Below are 15,077 nucleotides of genomic sequence, written 5' to 3' on the forward strand. Positions count from 1 at the left end.
CCACCCTATGTGCTGCGCCCGACCATATTGCGCAGGGCAGCGAGGATCAAACGCGCAAAGCCCGGCGGCGCGGCCGCTGTGAGGGCCTCGCCCCGCGCGGCCGCTTCCACGTTGGCGGTGAAGTCGGCCAGCAGCCTATCGACCACCCCCGCCACGATTGCGGGCCGGCCAACCTGCGCCAGTGGACCGCTCAATTTGTAAAGGATCTCGCAGGTCAAATCGCAGCCCGCATCGCCGCTCGGAGCCAGCGCAAAATGCACCTCCCCCCGCGCCGTCGAGCGCGAGCTTCCATCGCCGCCCTGCCCCGCCACCGCGCCCCGCATCTCCGCAGGCTCGTAAGTCACAAAGGCCGTGCCGCCAAACCGCGCCGTGATCGGCCCGATCTTCGCTGCCATCGCGCCCGTCACCCGCTCGCCCTCGACGGTCTCAACAGAGGCGCCCGGCATGCAGTCGGCAACCTGGCGAATATCGCTGAGCACCGCCCAAACAGTCTCTGCCGGCAGCTCGATCCGCGCCACCCGCTCCAGCCGGTGCCCATCGGTCAGCGGCGCAGGCCGCTCTGCCACCACCGACGCAGCCGCCGCTTCCGCCACCACCTCGGGCGCCTCCGCCGCGCCAAACCGCGCCGAGGCAATCACCGCCTCCCGCGCGGGCGGCTCGGGCGCCACATGCGGCCCCTCCGCCAGCACCGCCTTGATCGCCGCCACGATCCCCATGTAGCCGGTGCACCGGCAGAGGTTGCCCGCCAACTCCTCGCGAATTCGCGCCTCATCGGCCTCCGGCAGCCGGGTCGCAATGTCATAGGCCGTCGCCAGCATCCCCGGCGTGCAGAACCCGCATTGCAGCCCGTGGTGCTCCTTGAAGGCCGCCCGAATGCGCGCCATCAGCGCATCGTCGCGGTAATCCTCCAGCGTCCGAATTTTCGCCCCCTCGCAGGCAGCGGCATAGGTGATGCAGCTGCGCACCGGCTTGCCGTCCTTCACCAGCGTGCAGGCGCCGCACACCCCCTGCTCGCAGCCGATATGGGTCGCCGTCAGCCCCATCTCCTCGCGCAGAAAATCCGCCAGATGGGTCCGCCCCTCGCCGCTGTAGCGCACAGGCTGGCCATTCACGGTGAAGTTGGTCATTCGCTCTCTCCTTCGCGCAGCGCGGCAATGGCGCGGGCCGTGGCCGTGGCCTGCAAGGCCCGGCGCTCCGGGGGCAAAAAGGGCAGCGCCTCTTCTACCACCACACGCGGGTCGGCCCGCCCCTCGATCAACGCCTGCGCCTCGGGCAAAGCCACTGGCGCCCGCTCGATGGCCCCGGCCACCACGGCAAATTCGCCGCGCTCCGGGTCGGCCAGCACGGCGGCAGAGGCCTTGGCAAACTCGCCCAGCTTGCGGCAGAACTTCCAGTAGCCCCAACGCGCCCCCGCCCCCCGGCGCGGCACCCGCACCGCGCGGATGATCTCCCCCGGCCCCAGCGCCGTCGCCAGCGCCCCGGTGAAGAACGCGTCCAGCGCAATCTCCCGCTCGCCCTCTGGCCCCGCCAGCAGCACCGAGGCCCCCAGCGCGCGCAGCGTCACCACCCAATCCGCCGCCGGGTCGGCATGGGCCAGCGAGCCGCCCACCGTGCCTCGGTTGCGCACTGCACGGTAAGCGATGCGCCGGGCGATCTGCGGCAGCCATCCCGGCGTGGCATCCACCAGCCCGCCATCCTCAAACTCCGCATGGGTCAGCGCCGCTCCGTACACCACCGAGCCCGCCTGTTCCGTCACCCCGCGCAACTCCGCGCAACCCGACAGGTCCACCAGCACTGCAGGTCGCGCCAGCCGCAGGTTGAGCATCGGCCCGAGCGATTGGCTCCCCGCCACCGGCTTGGCCTCCTCGCGCCCGCCCAGCAGCGAGACCGCCTCGCCGCACGACCCCGCCAGCACCAAATCAAACCGCCCCGGCTTCATCGCTGGCCTCCTGCGGCCAGCGCAGCAAGCACCCGCTCGGGCGTGATCGGCACCTGCCCGATCCGCGCCCCGAAGCCACGCAATGCATCGTTCACCGCATTGCCAATCGCGGCGGGCGGGCCAATCGCCCCGCTCTCGCCAATCCCCTTCTGCCCGAACCGGCTGATCGGCGAGGGGGTTTCTATGTGGTCAATCGCGATGGAAGGCGACTCTGCCGCACCGGGCAGCATGTAATCGGCCAGCGTCGTGGCCAGCGGCTGGCCCTCACTGTCGTAGGGCATCTCTTCATAAAGCGCCGTGCCGATGCCCTGCACCGCACCGCCCCAAACCTGCCCGTCCACCACCATCGGGTTCACCAGCACGCCGCCATCCTCGACGATGCCGTAGCGCTCGATCTCCACCTCGCCGGTTTCGGGGTCGACCAGCACCAGCGCCGAATGGCAGGCATAAGAGAAGGTGCCAGTGTCGCGCACCGTCTTGTAGCCCTTCGTGGCCTCCAGCCCGCCCGCATCCACCCCGTCGGGCAAGTCCTGCGGCGCATGATACCAGACCGCCCCGATCCGGCTCAGCGAGACCGAACCCGAAGGCCCCCGCGCCTCGCCATCGGCAAGGGTAATCTGCTCCGGCTCGGCCTGCAGCAGCTTGGCCGCAATCGCCTTCACCCGCTCCGCCAGTTCCTCGCAGGCCGTCGCCACCGCGCCGCCCGCCATGACCATGCAGCGCGAGCCCCATGTGCCGGTGGAATAAGGCGTCAGCGCCGTGTCGCCATGCACCAGCCGCACCTTGCCCGGCTCCACGCCCAGCACCTCATTGGCCACCTGCGCCAGCGTCGTCTCAAGGCTCTGCCCGTGGCTCTGCACCCCCACCCGCAGTTCCAGCCCGCCATCGGGCGTCATCCGCGCGGTAGCCTGCTCGTAGCCCGGCACCATCGGAATGCCCCAGCCACTGTAAACCGAGGTGCCATGCGCCCCCTGCTCGCAAAAGATCGACAGGCCCACGCCCAAAAGCCGCCCGTCCGGCTCGCCCTTCTCTTGCCGCGCACGCAGGGCAGGCAGGTCCAGAGCCTTCACCGCCCGGTCCAGCGCCTCCACGTAATCGCCGGAGTCAAAGATCTTTCCGGTGATGTTCACGAACGGCATCTGCTCGGCAGGCGCGAGGTTGCGGCGGCGAAACTCGGCAGGCTGGATCCCCAGCTCCCGGGCCAGATCGTCCATCACCAGTTCCATCGCAAAGCACACGCCCGTCCGGGCCACGCCGCGATAGGGCAGGATCGCGGGCTTGTTGGTAGCCACCGACCATGTGCGGCAGCGGTAGCCCTCCATCACGTAGGGCCCCGGCAGGATCGAGGCGACCTGCGCCGCCTCAAGGCAAGCCGAGAACGGGTAGGCCGAATAGGCCCCGCTATCCACGATCGCCTCGCAATCCACGCCCAAGAGCTTGCCATCGGCCGAAGCATAGCCGGTGATGTCATACCAATGCTCGCGGCAGTTGGCATTGCCCGCCAGTTGCTCCCGCCGGTCCTCGATCCAGCGCATCGGGCGGCGCAGGCGCATTGCGAGCCAGCCCAGCACCACCTCTTCGGCCAGCAGGATACCCTTGTAGCCAAAGCCGCCCCCCACGTCGGGCGCAATCACCCGGATGCGGGCCTGATCCAGCCCGAGGCACTCGGCCAGCCCGTTGCGCACGATATGCGGCATCTGGGTGGAGGTGATGATCACCAGCTGATCGGCCTGATCGTCGAAATAGGCCACCACGCCGCGCCCCTCCATCGGAGACATGCACTGCCGCGCGGTGCGATACTGGCGGCGCACGGTCACCGTGGCCTTCTCGATGGCCGCCTCGATCCCCTGCTCGAACCCGCTTTCCAGAAAGGCGTTTTCTTCCCAGTCCGGGTGCAGCAATGGCGCATCCTTGTCGCGCGCCTTCAGCATGTCATGCACCGCAGGCAGAGGCTTGGCATCGAGCTGCGTGAGGTCCGCAAGGTCTTCGGCCTCGGCGCGGGTGGCGGCCACGCAGGCCGCGATGGGCTCATTCACGTGGCGGATGCGGTCCGCGGCAAGTATCGGCTGCACAGAACTGCGAAACCCCGGCAGGCCGCTGTCGGCCCGGATGCCCTGCACCCCCTCAAGGTCGGCGGCGGTGAAGACCTGATGCGCCGCGCCCTCCGGCTTGGCGATGCCCAAAATCTCGGCATGGGCCAGCGGGCTGCGCAGAAAAGCGACTTCCAGCATGTTCGGCATCCGGATGTCACCCACGAACCGGCCCCGGCCCTCCAGATATCTGTCATCCTCGAAGCGTGGAATCGAAGCGCCCACGCCGCGCTCGGAAGTCTTCACCGATGGAGCCTTTCTTTCGCCCCGCCTATGGCCGCAGAGCATATTGCCAGTGTGCTGATAATCAGCCTACCGATCTTTTTTCGATCTGCAAGCACCCGGCTGAAAAATCAGGCACGGCAACGCGGCCCCGGCGCCTGGCTCATTCGTAGCGTTCTGCGAGCACCTGCTGGATCTGCCGCGCAAACCCGGCGACCGCCACCGGCATCACCCGCCCCTTGAGGTGCCCAAGGTAGATGCGCCCCACGGCAAGGTCTCGCCGGTCGATCGGGCGGCTCACGGTGCCATCCTCCCAATCGCCCGAGGGCAGGCCCACCGGGATCTGAAAGGCGATGATCTCTTCCGAGCGCGTCAGGTTGCGCATGAACTCAAAGTTGTCCGACTCCACCATCACCTTCATCCGCGCCGAGCTGCGCCGGGCGGCAGCGTCGATCAGCCCGCGCACCGAGATGTTGCGCGCCGGCATGATCAGCGGATAGCCGAAGCATTCCCTCAGCCGCACCACCTCCTGCCGCGCCAGCGGATGGCCCGCCGCCATCACCGCATGTACCGGCTGGTCCACCGCCAGCAGCACGTCGAAATCCGAAAGCTGCGCAGGCTCGAACACCAGCGCCAGGTCGGCACTGTGATCCACCAGCGCCTCCTCCGCCGCTGCCCTGTCGCGCTGCATCACGTTGAAGGTCACAAGCGGATGCTGCGCCCGATAGGCAGCGATTTGCTCGGGAAAGAAGTAAGGCAGCATCGCCTGCGAACAGGCGATCGAAACATGCCCTCGCCGCTCCCCCTTCAGGTCGGCCAGCTGCGCCTTCAGCCGGTCCATCTCCCCGATCTGCCCCCGCGCCGATTGCACCAGCAGCTCCCCCGCCGCCGAAAGCCGCACCCCGGTCGACATCCGCTCAAACAGCTCCGCGCCCAGCTCCTCCTCGAAGGCCAGGATCCGCCGGTTGAGCGCCGTGGAGGTGATCGAGAGCGTGTCCGCTGCCCGCCGGATCGAGCCGGTGCGGGCCACAGCGTCGATGTATTTCAGCGTGGTCTGAAACCGCATGTTCCCTCCGTGTGGTGCAAAAAATGCAGCGCGATGCTGCAGAAATAGCAGTATCGCGCATCGCCTGCGAGTGTTTCCATCGGGTCAGACTCACCGAACGGACAGGCCCAATGCTGCAAGATCTCCCCTTCTACATCACCACTCTGCACACGGCCTACGCCAGCGGCACCACGCCCGCCGAGGTGATGCAGGAGGCGCTGCGCCGGGTCGATGCGGCGGGCGATCCGGGCATCTTCCTGCACCTCGCGAGCGAGGCCGAACTGCTGGCGATGGCCGAGGCGCTCGGGCCGTTCGATCCGGTAAAATACCCGCTCTACGGCCTGCCCTTCGCGGTGAAAGACAATATCGACGTGGCCGGCTGGCCCACCACCGCCGGCTGCCCGTCCTTCGCCTATACCGCTGAAAACGATGCCTTTCTGATTGCACGCCTGCGTGCCGCCGGGGCCATTCCGCTGGGCAAGACCAGCCTCGACCAGTTCGCCACCGGCCTCAACGGCACACGCACCACCGGCCCCGCGCCGCTGAACGCGATCAACCCCGCGCTGGTGCCCGGCGGCTCCTCGGGCGGCTCCGGCGTGGCGGTCGGGCGCGGCCTCGTCACCTTCTCGCTCGGCACCGATACCGCAGGCTCGGGCCGCGTGCCTGCCGCGATGAACGGCGTCGTCGGCCTCAAGCCCACGCTCGGCGCCCTCTCCGCCTCCGGCGTCGTCCCCGCCTGCCGCAGCTGCGAGACCCCCTCGATCTTCGCCCTCAACGTCGACGATGCCTACCGCGCCTACCAATCCGCCGCCGGATACGACCCCGCCGACGGCTACGCCCGCCCCATCGCCACGCCCGCCCCCGGTGCACTCCGCCCGCTCGCCATCGGCGTGCCGAGCAAGGCCACCCGCGAGTTCTTCGGCGACACCGCGCAAGAAGAGAATTTCGACGCCACCCTCGCCCACCTCATCGCCGCCGGGCACCGCATTGTCGAGCTGGATTTCACGCCCTTCTACGACGTCGCCGTCATGCTCTACGACGGCCCCTGGGTTGCCGAGCGCCATACCGTGATCGAAGACCTGATGCGCGATGCCCCCGAGGCCGTGCTCCCGGTGATCCGCGAGATCGTCGGCAAGGCGCAGAAGTTCTCCGCCACCGATACCTTCCGCGCGCAATACCGCTTCCGCGACCTCAAGCGCCTGATCGAAACCCAAATCGACGGGCTCGACATGCTTTGCGTTCCCTCCATCCCCGCGCTCTGCACCGTGGCGGATATCGCGGCCGAACCCGTCGCCGCCAACTCCCGCCTCGGCACCTACACCAATTTCGTCAACCTGCTCGACATGTCCGCGCTGGCGGTGCCGGTCGCACCCCGCGCCGATGGCCACCCCGGCAACGTGACCCTCGTGGCGGGCGCGGGCGAAGATGCCCTGCTCGCCGCCCTTGGCCGCGAGCTTCAGGCCTCGCTGGCCGCCGCCCCCGGCGGCACCGGCTGGCCCCTGCCGCCCCTCGCCCCCGCCAGCGATGCGCCCGCCGAGGATGAAATCGCCCTCGCCGTGCTCGGCGCCCACATGTCGGGCTTGCCGCTCAACGGCGATCTCACCAGCCGCGGCGCGCGCTTTCTCTATGCCTCCGAGACCGCCCCCAACTACCGCTTCTTCAGCCTCCCCGGCGGCCCGCCGCATCGGCCCGGACTCCTGCGCTGCACAGAAAAGGGGCAAGGCCACCGGATCGCGCTTGAAGTCTGGGCAATGCCTGCCTCCAAAATGGGCAGTTTCCTCAAAACCCTCCCCGCCCCTATGACCATCGGCACACTGACGATATCCGATGGCCGCGAAGTTACGGGGTTCCTGTGCGAGTCTGCGGCCACCGCCTCGGCCGAAGAGATTTCCCGGTTCGGCGGTTGGCGCGCCTTTCTCGAAACCCAATCCGCAAAAGCGGACACCTGATAACCGACATGGAGACCATGATGAAACGACGCGACTTTCTCAGGGCCGGTTCGGCCACCATCGGCGGCGCCGCCCTGTTGCCCTTCCTCCGCGCCCTGCCCGCCTCTGCGGCAGCCGGGGATGACACCCTGCTGGTGGTGATCGGCGACACGATCAACAGCCTCGATCTGCACCGCACCGGCACCAACCGCCCCTCCTATCAGGTGGCCGTCAACATCTACGACCGGCTCGTGCGCTTCGGCACCAAAACACTGGACGATGGCACCATCGCCTACGATTCCACCGTCATCGAGCCCGAGATCGCCGAAAGCTGGGAGGTCGCGGAAGACGGCAAGTCGATCACCTTCAAGATCAGCCCCAAGGCCAAGTTCTGGGATGGCAGCCAGGTCACGGCTGAAGATGTGAAATGGTCGTTCGACCGGGCGGTGACCCTCGGAGGCTTCCCGCTGACCCAGATGAAGGCCGGCTCCATGTCGTCGCCCGAGCAATTCGTGGTGGTCGACGAGATGACCTTCCGGGTCGATCTGCCATCCCCCTCCAAGCTTGCCCTGCCCGACCTCGCCGTGCCGGTGCCGCTGGTGATCAACTCCAAGGTGGCGATGGAGCACGCCACCGAAGATGACCCATGGGCCACCGAATACCTGCACGAAAACCCCGCAGGCTCCGGCCCCTACAAGGTCACCCGCTGGGATGCCGGCCAACAGTTCGTCTACGAGCGCAACGAGGATTGGGCGCTTGGCACCCTGCCGCCGATGAAGCGCGTGATCGTGCGCGAGGTGCCCTCCGCCGCCACCCGCCGGGCCCTGCTCGAGCGCGGCGATGTGGATTTCTACATGGATGTCCCCTCCAAGGACGCCAAGGAGATGGCCGAGAGCGGTGTCGCCAAGGTCGAGGGCGCGCCGATCGACAACTGCCTGCACGTGCTCGGCCTCAACGTGGCGATGGCGCCCTTCGACAACAAGCTGGTGCGTCAGGCCATCGCCTTCGCCCTGCCCTACGAGGATATCCTCGCCGCCGGAGCCTATGGCCGTGGCAAGCCGATGTGGGGCGGCACCGAGGCCAGCCCTTCCACCACCGAATGGCCCCAGCCCTTCCCCTATGCGACCGACCTCGAAAAGGCCAAGGCGCTGATGGAGGAGGCCGGGTTTGCCGATGGGTTCGAGACCACGCTCTCCTACAACCTCGGTCTCGCCGACTGGATGGAGCCGACCGCGCTGCTCATTCAGGAAAGCCTCGCCAAGATCGGCATCACCGCCACGCTCGACAAGATCCCGGGCGCCAACTGGCGCACCGCGGCCCTCGTCGAAAAGCGCCTGCCGATGCATCTCGAAAACTTCGGCGGCTGGCTCAACTACCCCGACTATTACTTCTACTGGGCCTATATCGAAGGGCACCTCTTCAACTCGTCGAACTACTCCAACCCCGAGATCGCCTCGCTGGTGGAGCAGACCCTGACGATGGAAACCGATGATCCGGCCTATGAGCCCAACATCAAGCGGATGATCGAGATCGCCTTTGAGGACGTGCCGCGCATCCCGCTCTACCAGCCCTATCTCGACGCGGCGATGAAGCCCGAGGTCGAGGGCTACGTCTCGTGGTTCCACCGCCAGCTCGCCGTCACCAACATGGCCAAGGGCTGATCGTGGAAAAGCTCTCGCGCATCTTCGGCCGGATCGTTCAGGCGATCCCCCCGGTCTTCGGGGTGATCCTGATCACCTTCCTGCTGACCCGGGCCCTCCCGGGCGACCCGGCGGTGTTCTTTGCCGGTCTCATGGCCGATGAAGACACCATCGCCCAGATCCGCGCAGAGCTGGGGCTGGATCACTCCCTTCCTGTCCAGTTCCTCTACTACCTCCGGGATCTCCTGCATGGAGATCTCGGAAACTCCCTCTCCACCGGCCGCCCGGTTCTGACCGAGCTGATGAGCCGCCTGCCCGCCTCGCTGGAGCTGACCCTCGCGGGCCTGCTGCTGTCGATGGCCATCGCCATCCCGCTCGGCGTCCTGGCCGCCACTCGCCCCGGCAGCTGGGTCGATCATCTCTGCCGCGTGCTGGTCACCGCAGGCGTGTCGCTGCCCACCTTCTTCACCGGGCTGTTCCTGATCTACATCTTCTACTACCTGCTCGGCTGGGCGCCCTCGCCACTGGGACGGCTCGACTTTCTCTACCTATCGCCCCCGCAGGTGACCGGCTTCTACTCCATCGACGCCGCACTGGCGGGTGATTGGGAGGTGTTCTGGGCCAGCCTGCGCCAGATGATCCTGCCCGCCATCACCCTCAGCCTCTTCGCGCTGGCCCCCATCGCCCGGATGACCCGCGCCGCCATGCTGGCCGCGCTCTCGGGCGAATATGTCCGCACCGCGCGGGCCAACGGGCTGGGCGGGGCGCGGGTGATCTGGGTCTACGCCTTTCGCAACGCCGCCCTGCCGGTGCTGACCACGCTGGGCATGGTGTTCTCCTTCCTCCTCGGCGCCAATGTGCTGGTCGAAAAGGTCTTCTCCTGGCCCGGCATCGGCTCCTACGCCATCGGCGCGCTGGTCGCCTCCGACTATGCCGCCGTGCAGGGCTTCGTTCTCTGCATGGCGCTGCTCTTCGTGGTGGTGAACCTCTTTATCGACGTGGTACTCACCCTGATCGACCCGCGCATCGGACTGGAAAGCTGACATGGCCGCAACCCTCGCCGCCCCCTTCGCCCGCCTCCGCTACACCCTCTCCGGCAACCCGCTCACGGCAGTCGGCTTCGGGCTCTTCGCGCTGATGATCTTCCTCGCTGTCTTCGGCCCGTCAATCGCGCCCTATGATCCGCTGGCCACCCACGCCGTGAACGCCCTGCAACCGCCATCCTGGGCGCACCCCTTCGGTACCGACCACCTCGGGCGCGACGTGTTCAGCCGCGTCATCGTCGCCACCCGGCTCGATCTGGGCATCGCCCTCTCCGCCGTGGCGCTCTCCTTCGTCATCGGCTCCGCGCTGGGGTGCCTCGCAGGCTTCTTCGGCGGCTGGGCCGACCGCATCATCGGCCGCATGTCCGATACCATCATGGCCTTCCCGCTCTTCGTGCTGGCGATGGGCGTGGTGGCGACGATGGGCAACACGGTCGAAAACGTGATCTACGCCACCGCCGTCATCAACCTGCCCTTCTACATCCGCGTCGCCCGCGCCGAGGTGGCGGTGCGCCGCAACGCGGGCTACGTGCAGGCCGCCCGGCTCTCGGGCAGCTCCAGCCTGCGCATCCTCGCCACACAGCTCTTCCCCAACGTGCTGCCGCCGATGATGGTGCAAATCTCCCTCAACCTCGGCTGGGCCATCCTCAACGCGGCGGGCCTCTCCTTCATCGGGCTGGGCGTCCGCCCGCCCTCCGCCGAATGGGGCATCATGGTCGCCGAAGGCGCCTCCTACATCATCTCCGGCGAGTGGTGGCTGGCCCTCTTCCCCGGCACCGCGCTGATGCTCGCCGTCTTCTGCTTCAACCTCATGGGCGACGGGCTGCGCGACCTCGTCGACCCGACCCGCCGCACGTGAGGCCGCCAATGACCCCGCTCCTCAAGGTCGAGAACCTCTCCATCGCCTTCCGCACCCGCAACGGCGAGGTCACCGCCCTGCACGATGTCAGCTTCGAGGTCGGCGCGGGCGAGGTGGTCGGCGTGGTGGGCGAGAGCGGCTCGGGCAAATCGGTCTCCGCCTACACCACCATCGGCCTGCTCGATCAGGCAGGCCGGGTGGCGGGCGGCAGCGTCAGCTACGATGGCAAGCCGCTGCTCGGCCAGCAACGCCCGCTCCGGGGCCGCGAGATCTCGATGATCTTCCAGAACCCACGGGCGGCGCTGAACCCGATCATGACCGTCGGCCAGCAACTTTCCGACGTGCTCAAACGCCACGCGCTCGCCGGGCGCACCGATGCCAAATCCAAGGCCATCGACCTGCTCCGGCAGGTCCAGATCAACGACCCCGAAGAGCGCTACAACGCCTACCCGTTCGAGCTGTCTGGCGGCATGTGCCAGCGGGTGATGATCGCCCTCGCCCTGGCCTGCTCCCCCCGCCTGCTGATCGCCGACGAGCCGACCACCGGCCTCGATGTGACCACCCAGAAAACCACGATGGACCTGATGCGCGAACTGACCCGCGCGCGCGGCATGTCGGTGGTGCTGATCACCCATGATCTCGGCATGGCCGCCGAGTATTGCGACCGGATCGTGGTGATGGAAAAGGGCCGCGTGGTCGAGAGCGCCCCGGTGCGCCAGCTCTTCACTGCGCCGCGCCATCCCTATACCCAAAAGCTCATCGCCGCCTCTCCCGGGCCGGACTCCCGGCTCGAGGATCTGACCCGCGGCCAGCTCGAAGCCCCCGCCAAGATCACCCCCACCCCGCAAAACCGCCCCGGTCCCGACCGGCTGCTGGAGGTGGTGAACCTCGTCAAGGAATTCCCCCGCCGCGGCACAGGCTTTTTCGGCCGCAAGCCCGCGCCCTTCCGCGCCGTCGATGGCATCAGCTTCGAGCTGCGGCGCGGCGAGAGCCTCGGGCTGGTGGGCGAGAGCGGCTGCGGCAAGTCCACCACCTCCTCCATCATCGCCCGCCTGCAAGATGCCACCTCCGGCTCGGTCATCTTCGATGGGCATGACATCCTCCACCACCCGGCCCAGCGCTTTGCCCGGATGCCCCAGCGCGGGCAGGTGCAGATGGTATTCCAGGACAGTCACGACAGCCTCGATCCGCGCTGGTCGGCATCGGATGTGATCGCCCAGCCCCTGCGCCGGATCATGGGCATGAAGGACGCGGGCGAACTGAGCCGCCGCACCGCCATGCTGGCCGAGATGGTCGGCCTGCCCGGCGAGCTTCTGTCGCGCTATCCGCACCAGCTTTCCGGCGGGCAGAAGGCGCGGGTCAACATCGCCCGTGCTATCGCCACCGACCCGCTGCTGCTGATCCTCGACGAGCCGACCTCCGCGCTCGACGTGTCGGTGCAGGCCGTGGTGCTGCAACTGCTCGACCGGCTGCGCCGCGAGCTGGGCATGAGCTACATCTTCGTCAGCCACGACCTCAACGTGGTGCGTCTGCTCTGCGAGCGCACCATCGTGATGAACCGGGGCAAGATCGTGGAAGAGGGCAGCGCCGAACAGGTGCTCCACGCGCCGCGCGACCCCTACACCCAAAAGCTGGTGGCCGCGATCCCGCATTTCGAGCCGGAGAAATTGCGGGTCTCCTAGGCCCCCGGCCACCCCGCCAGCCCGCGCCCCACAAGCCCCTCGCCCTCCGCACCGAGCATCGCCAGCATGATGCCCGGATGCTGCCCCAGCCGCGCGGCGGCGCAGCCCAGGTGAATGTCTTCGGGCAATTCCGGGTGCGGCGCCATAAAGGCGGGCGAGGCGTCAAAGACCTCAGCGCCATGAAACGGCGCCAACGCCTCCCGCAGCGCAGGCGCATGCCGCAGGATCGGCCCGCCAAGCCCCAGCGCGTCAATCACCGCGCTGTCGCCAATCGCGGGCAGCACGCGCGCCGCGCCATTATCCATCCTCGGGCCTTCCGGCGTGGTCGCAGGCCGCACTTGCCACACCCCCGGCGCCTTCGAGGTCATCCAGCCAAAAGCCACCCCGTTGCCCCCGGCGGCCATCACCATCGGCTCCGGCGCCCGCGCCGCGCCGGCCTTCAGCATCACCGCCGCAGCCGCCATCACCGCGTTCAGCGCAAAGAGCGGCATCCGCGCATAGGCATCCGCCGCGCCGCTCATCCCCAGCCGATCCGCCAGCCCCGCGCTCATCGCGGCCACCGAGCCGTGCAAATCATCCCCCGCTGCAATCGCCTGTGACATGAGCGGCATAAGCGCGACGCCTGCGCCAATCGCCGCCCGCAACGGCCCCTCCATCGCCGCCATCTCGCCAATCCGCGCCACCTGCCCCGCCGGATTGGCCGCGCCAAACCGCAAGGCTCCGTCCAAACCCCCATCGCTTACCGGCGAAAACGCCTTCACCCCACCGGCCTCCACCACCAGCACCGGCATGCTCTGCGAGACGACACAAGCCAGCGGCGTCACCACCCCCACCTCCTGCGCAGGTCGCAACGCCACCTCGCCCGCGCGGATCATCCGTTCCGCCGCCTCCGGCGCATCCGCCCAGCCCTCCGCCAGCACCGCCGCCACAGCCGCATTCACCACAGGCCGCGGCATCGCCGCAGCACCGTCAAACGCAGGCCCCGCATGCAGCAACGCCCGCGCCTTGAGCCCCGGCACCGCCTCGCCCAGCGGCAGGCAGCCCGTCAGCACCGGGCTGATGCCGTCCCACAGGCTCATTGCCCGCCCTCCATCAGCGAGACATGCGCCGCCACGATCTTCCAGCCGTCTGCAAACCGCACCCAACTGTGCGTCTGCCGTCCGATTCTATCGCTCCCCTCGCGGGTGAACTCGGTGCAGGCGGTGGCAAAATCCTTGCCGAAGCTGGTGATCACCGTGTTCCGCAGCGCCCGCTCCAGCCCCTTAGAAGGCCGCGCCTTCCGAAACGCCCGGATCGCCTCGATCCCATAAAGGTTCTCCCCCGCCCCCAGCCGCACGGTCAGCCCGTGGTGCCAGAACAACTCATCCATCTCCTCGATCAGATTGCCCGTCAGGGCGCGTTCGTAGCGGGCAAAGGCGGCTTCCACCTCGGCTAGCGTTTCGGGGTCGTTCACCACAGGGTCGGTCATCAGGGCTCCATATCCTCGGCAATTTCAATGAGGTCAGCGTCGCGGCCCGGCGCCGCGATCAGCGAGAGAGACAGCGGCGGGCCATCGGGGTTTGGCACCGGCAGCGCATATTGCGGCAGGCCCGCAAGCCCCGCGACCGAGAGCAGGCCAATCGCCCGGCCCCGCGTGCGGTCCAGCACCTCGGGCGCGGCATCGCGCATCGGCGCCGGGTCAGGCGTGGTCGGCATCAGCAAGAGCGTGTCGCCCGCCAGCGCCTCCTCCATCGCCGCCGCAAATCGCGCCCGCGCCGCCACTGCCGCCTCATAGTCCGCTGGCGCCATGTCACGCCCCGCCTCGAACCGCGCCCGCACGTCCGGCGCCAGCCCGGCGCCTCGCGCGGTCACGAAATCGCCCAGTGCCGCCCAGGCCTCCACCGCCTGCACCTGGCGAAACACCTCGCCCCGATCCATGCCGCACTCGGGCAGCGGCGCATCCTCTACCGCCCGCCCCGCAACGATCCGCTCCGCCGCCTCCCGCAGCGCGGGCGCCGCCCCGGCCCAGAGCGCGCCCGGCATCCAGACCCGCGCAAACCCGCCCCGCCGCGCCAGGCCGCAGACCTGCGCGACCGCCGCCATATGCACAGCTGAACGGGCGAACCAGCCCACCACGTCAAAGCTCGGCGCCAGCGGCGTCACCCCGGCCATCGGCACCGCCCCGTGGGTCGTGCGCAGCCCATGCAGCCCGCACCACGCCGCCGGAAGCCGCACCGATCCGCCGGTATCCGTGCCCAGCGCAATATCCGCCGCCCCGCAGCTCACCGCCGCCGCGCTCCCCGAAGAGGAGCCGCCCGGAAGCCGCTCCGGCGCCGCGCCATTGGGCGGCGTGCCGTAATGCGCGTTGCGCCCCATGAGGCTGAAGGCCAACTCATCCATCACCGTGCGCCCCACCATCTGCGCCCCCTCGGCCAGCAGCGCCGCCAGCACCGGCGCATCCACCTCCGCCGCCGCCCGGCCCTCGGCCCAGCCCGGCGTGCCCGAGCCGTTCACCCAGCCCGCGCCGTCGATATTGTCCTTCACCGCCAGCCGCAGGCCGGCAAGCAGGCCCGCCCCTCCGGCGGCCGCCATGCTCCGCGTGACAAATATTTCGTCAGCAAGCTGCGTTTCTGCCCGCATTTTGCGCAAA

At 68.5% G+C, this 15,077-nt stretch carries 12 protein-coding genes; 5 read left to right on the forward strand and 7 right to left on the reverse strand.

Going from position 1 to position 15,077, the window contains the following annotated elements:
- Nucleotides 1-5: 5 nt before the first annotated feature.
- The 4 genes from ACUXVX_RS17375 to ACUXVX_RS17390 form a co-directional block, all read right to left on the reverse strand.
- Nucleotides 6-1,127: a xanthine dehydrogenase family Fe-S subunit gene (locus tag ACUXVX_RS17375; protein WP_446309290.1), complete on the reverse strand. Its 1,122-nt coding sequence runs from the start codon at nt 1,125-1,127 to the stop codon at nt 6-8.
- On the reverse strand, nt 1,124-1,939 hold the full coding sequence (locus ACUXVX_RS17380) for an FAD binding domain-containing protein (protein ID WP_446309292.1): 816 nt from the start codon (nt 1,937-1,939) through the stop codon (nt 1,124-1,126). The genes ACUXVX_RS17375 and ACUXVX_RS17380 overlap by 4 nt, the downstream gene beginning before the upstream one ends.
- Nucleotides 1,936-4,275, reverse strand: a complete 2,340-nt coding sequence (locus ACUXVX_RS17385) for a xanthine dehydrogenase family protein molybdopterin-binding subunit (protein ID WP_446309294.1) — start codon at nt 4,273-4,275, stop codon at nt 1,936-1,938. The genes ACUXVX_RS17380 and ACUXVX_RS17385 overlap by 4 nt, the downstream gene beginning before the upstream one ends.
- Nucleotides 4,276-4,414: 139 nt before the next feature.
- On the reverse strand, nt 4,415-5,317 hold the full coding sequence (locus ACUXVX_RS17390; RefSeq protein ID WP_446309295.1) for a LysR family transcriptional regulator: 903 nt from the start codon (nt 5,315-5,317) through the stop codon (nt 4,415-4,417).
- A 110-nt stretch (nt 5,318-5,427) separates the two neighbouring features.
- Here ACUXVX_RS17390 and atzF point away from each other — a divergent pair, with 110 nt between their 5' ends.
- The 5 genes from atzF to ACUXVX_RS17415 are packed head-to-tail and all read left to right on the forward strand — an operon-like array spanning nt 5,428 to nt 12,448.
- Nucleotides 5,428-7,245, forward strand: a complete 1,818-nt coding sequence (atzF, locus tag ACUXVX_RS17395) for an allophanate hydrolase (RefSeq protein ID WP_446309297.1) — start codon at nt 5,428-5,430, stop codon at nt 7,243-7,245.
- Between the two features lie 20 nt (nt 7,246-7,265).
- On the forward strand, nt 7,266-8,885 hold the full coding sequence (locus ACUXVX_RS17400; protein ID WP_446309298.1) for an ABC transporter substrate-binding protein: 1,620 nt from the start codon (nt 7,266-7,268) through the stop codon (nt 8,883-8,885).
- Between the two features lie 2 nt (nt 8,886-8,887).
- Nucleotides 8,888-9,907 (forward strand): ABC transporter permease, encoded by a 1,020-nt coding sequence (locus tag ACUXVX_RS17405; RefSeq protein ID WP_446309300.1) that lies wholly within the window; start codon nt 8,888-8,890, stop codon nt 9,905-9,907.
- Between the two features lies 1 nt (nt 9,908).
- Nucleotides 9,909-10,766, forward strand: a complete 858-nt coding sequence (locus tag ACUXVX_RS17410; RefSeq protein ID WP_446309301.1) for an ABC transporter permease — start codon at nt 9,909-9,911, stop codon at nt 10,764-10,766.
- An 8-nt stretch (nt 10,767-10,774) separates the two neighbouring features.
- Nucleotides 10,775-12,448, forward strand: a complete 1,674-nt coding sequence (locus tag ACUXVX_RS17415; protein WP_222494644.1) for a dipeptide ABC transporter ATP-binding protein — start codon at nt 10,775-10,777, stop codon at nt 12,446-12,448.
- Here ACUXVX_RS17415 and ACUXVX_RS17420 read toward each other — a convergent pair.
- From ACUXVX_RS17420 to ACUXVX_RS17430, 3 genes are read right to left on the reverse strand one after another with little or no spacing between them, the layout of a single operon-like run.
- Entirely contained in the window at nt 12,445-13,527 is a 1,083-nt protein-coding gene (locus ACUXVX_RS17420) for an oxamate carbamoyltransferase subunit AllG family protein (RefSeq protein ID WP_446309302.1), read from the reverse strand. The genes ACUXVX_RS17415 and ACUXVX_RS17420 overlap by 4 nt on opposite strands.
- Nucleotides 13,524-13,916, reverse strand: coding sequence for an oxalurate catabolism protein HpxZ (hpxZ, locus tag ACUXVX_RS17425; RefSeq protein ID WP_446309303.1), 393 nt, complete (start codon nt 13,914-13,916; stop codon nt 13,524-13,526). The genes ACUXVX_RS17420 and hpxZ overlap by 4 nt, the downstream gene beginning before the upstream one ends.
- On the reverse strand, nt 13,916-15,019 hold the full coding sequence (locus ACUXVX_RS17430; protein WP_446309304.1) for an amidase: 1,104 nt from the start codon (nt 15,017-15,019) through the stop codon (nt 13,916-13,918). Before ACUXVX_RS17430 ends, hpxZ begins: the two co-directional genes overlap by 1 nt.
- Between the last annotated feature and the right edge of the window lie 58 nt (nt 15,020-15,077).

It is taken from the genome of Vannielia sp. SX4, assembly GCF_052828525.1.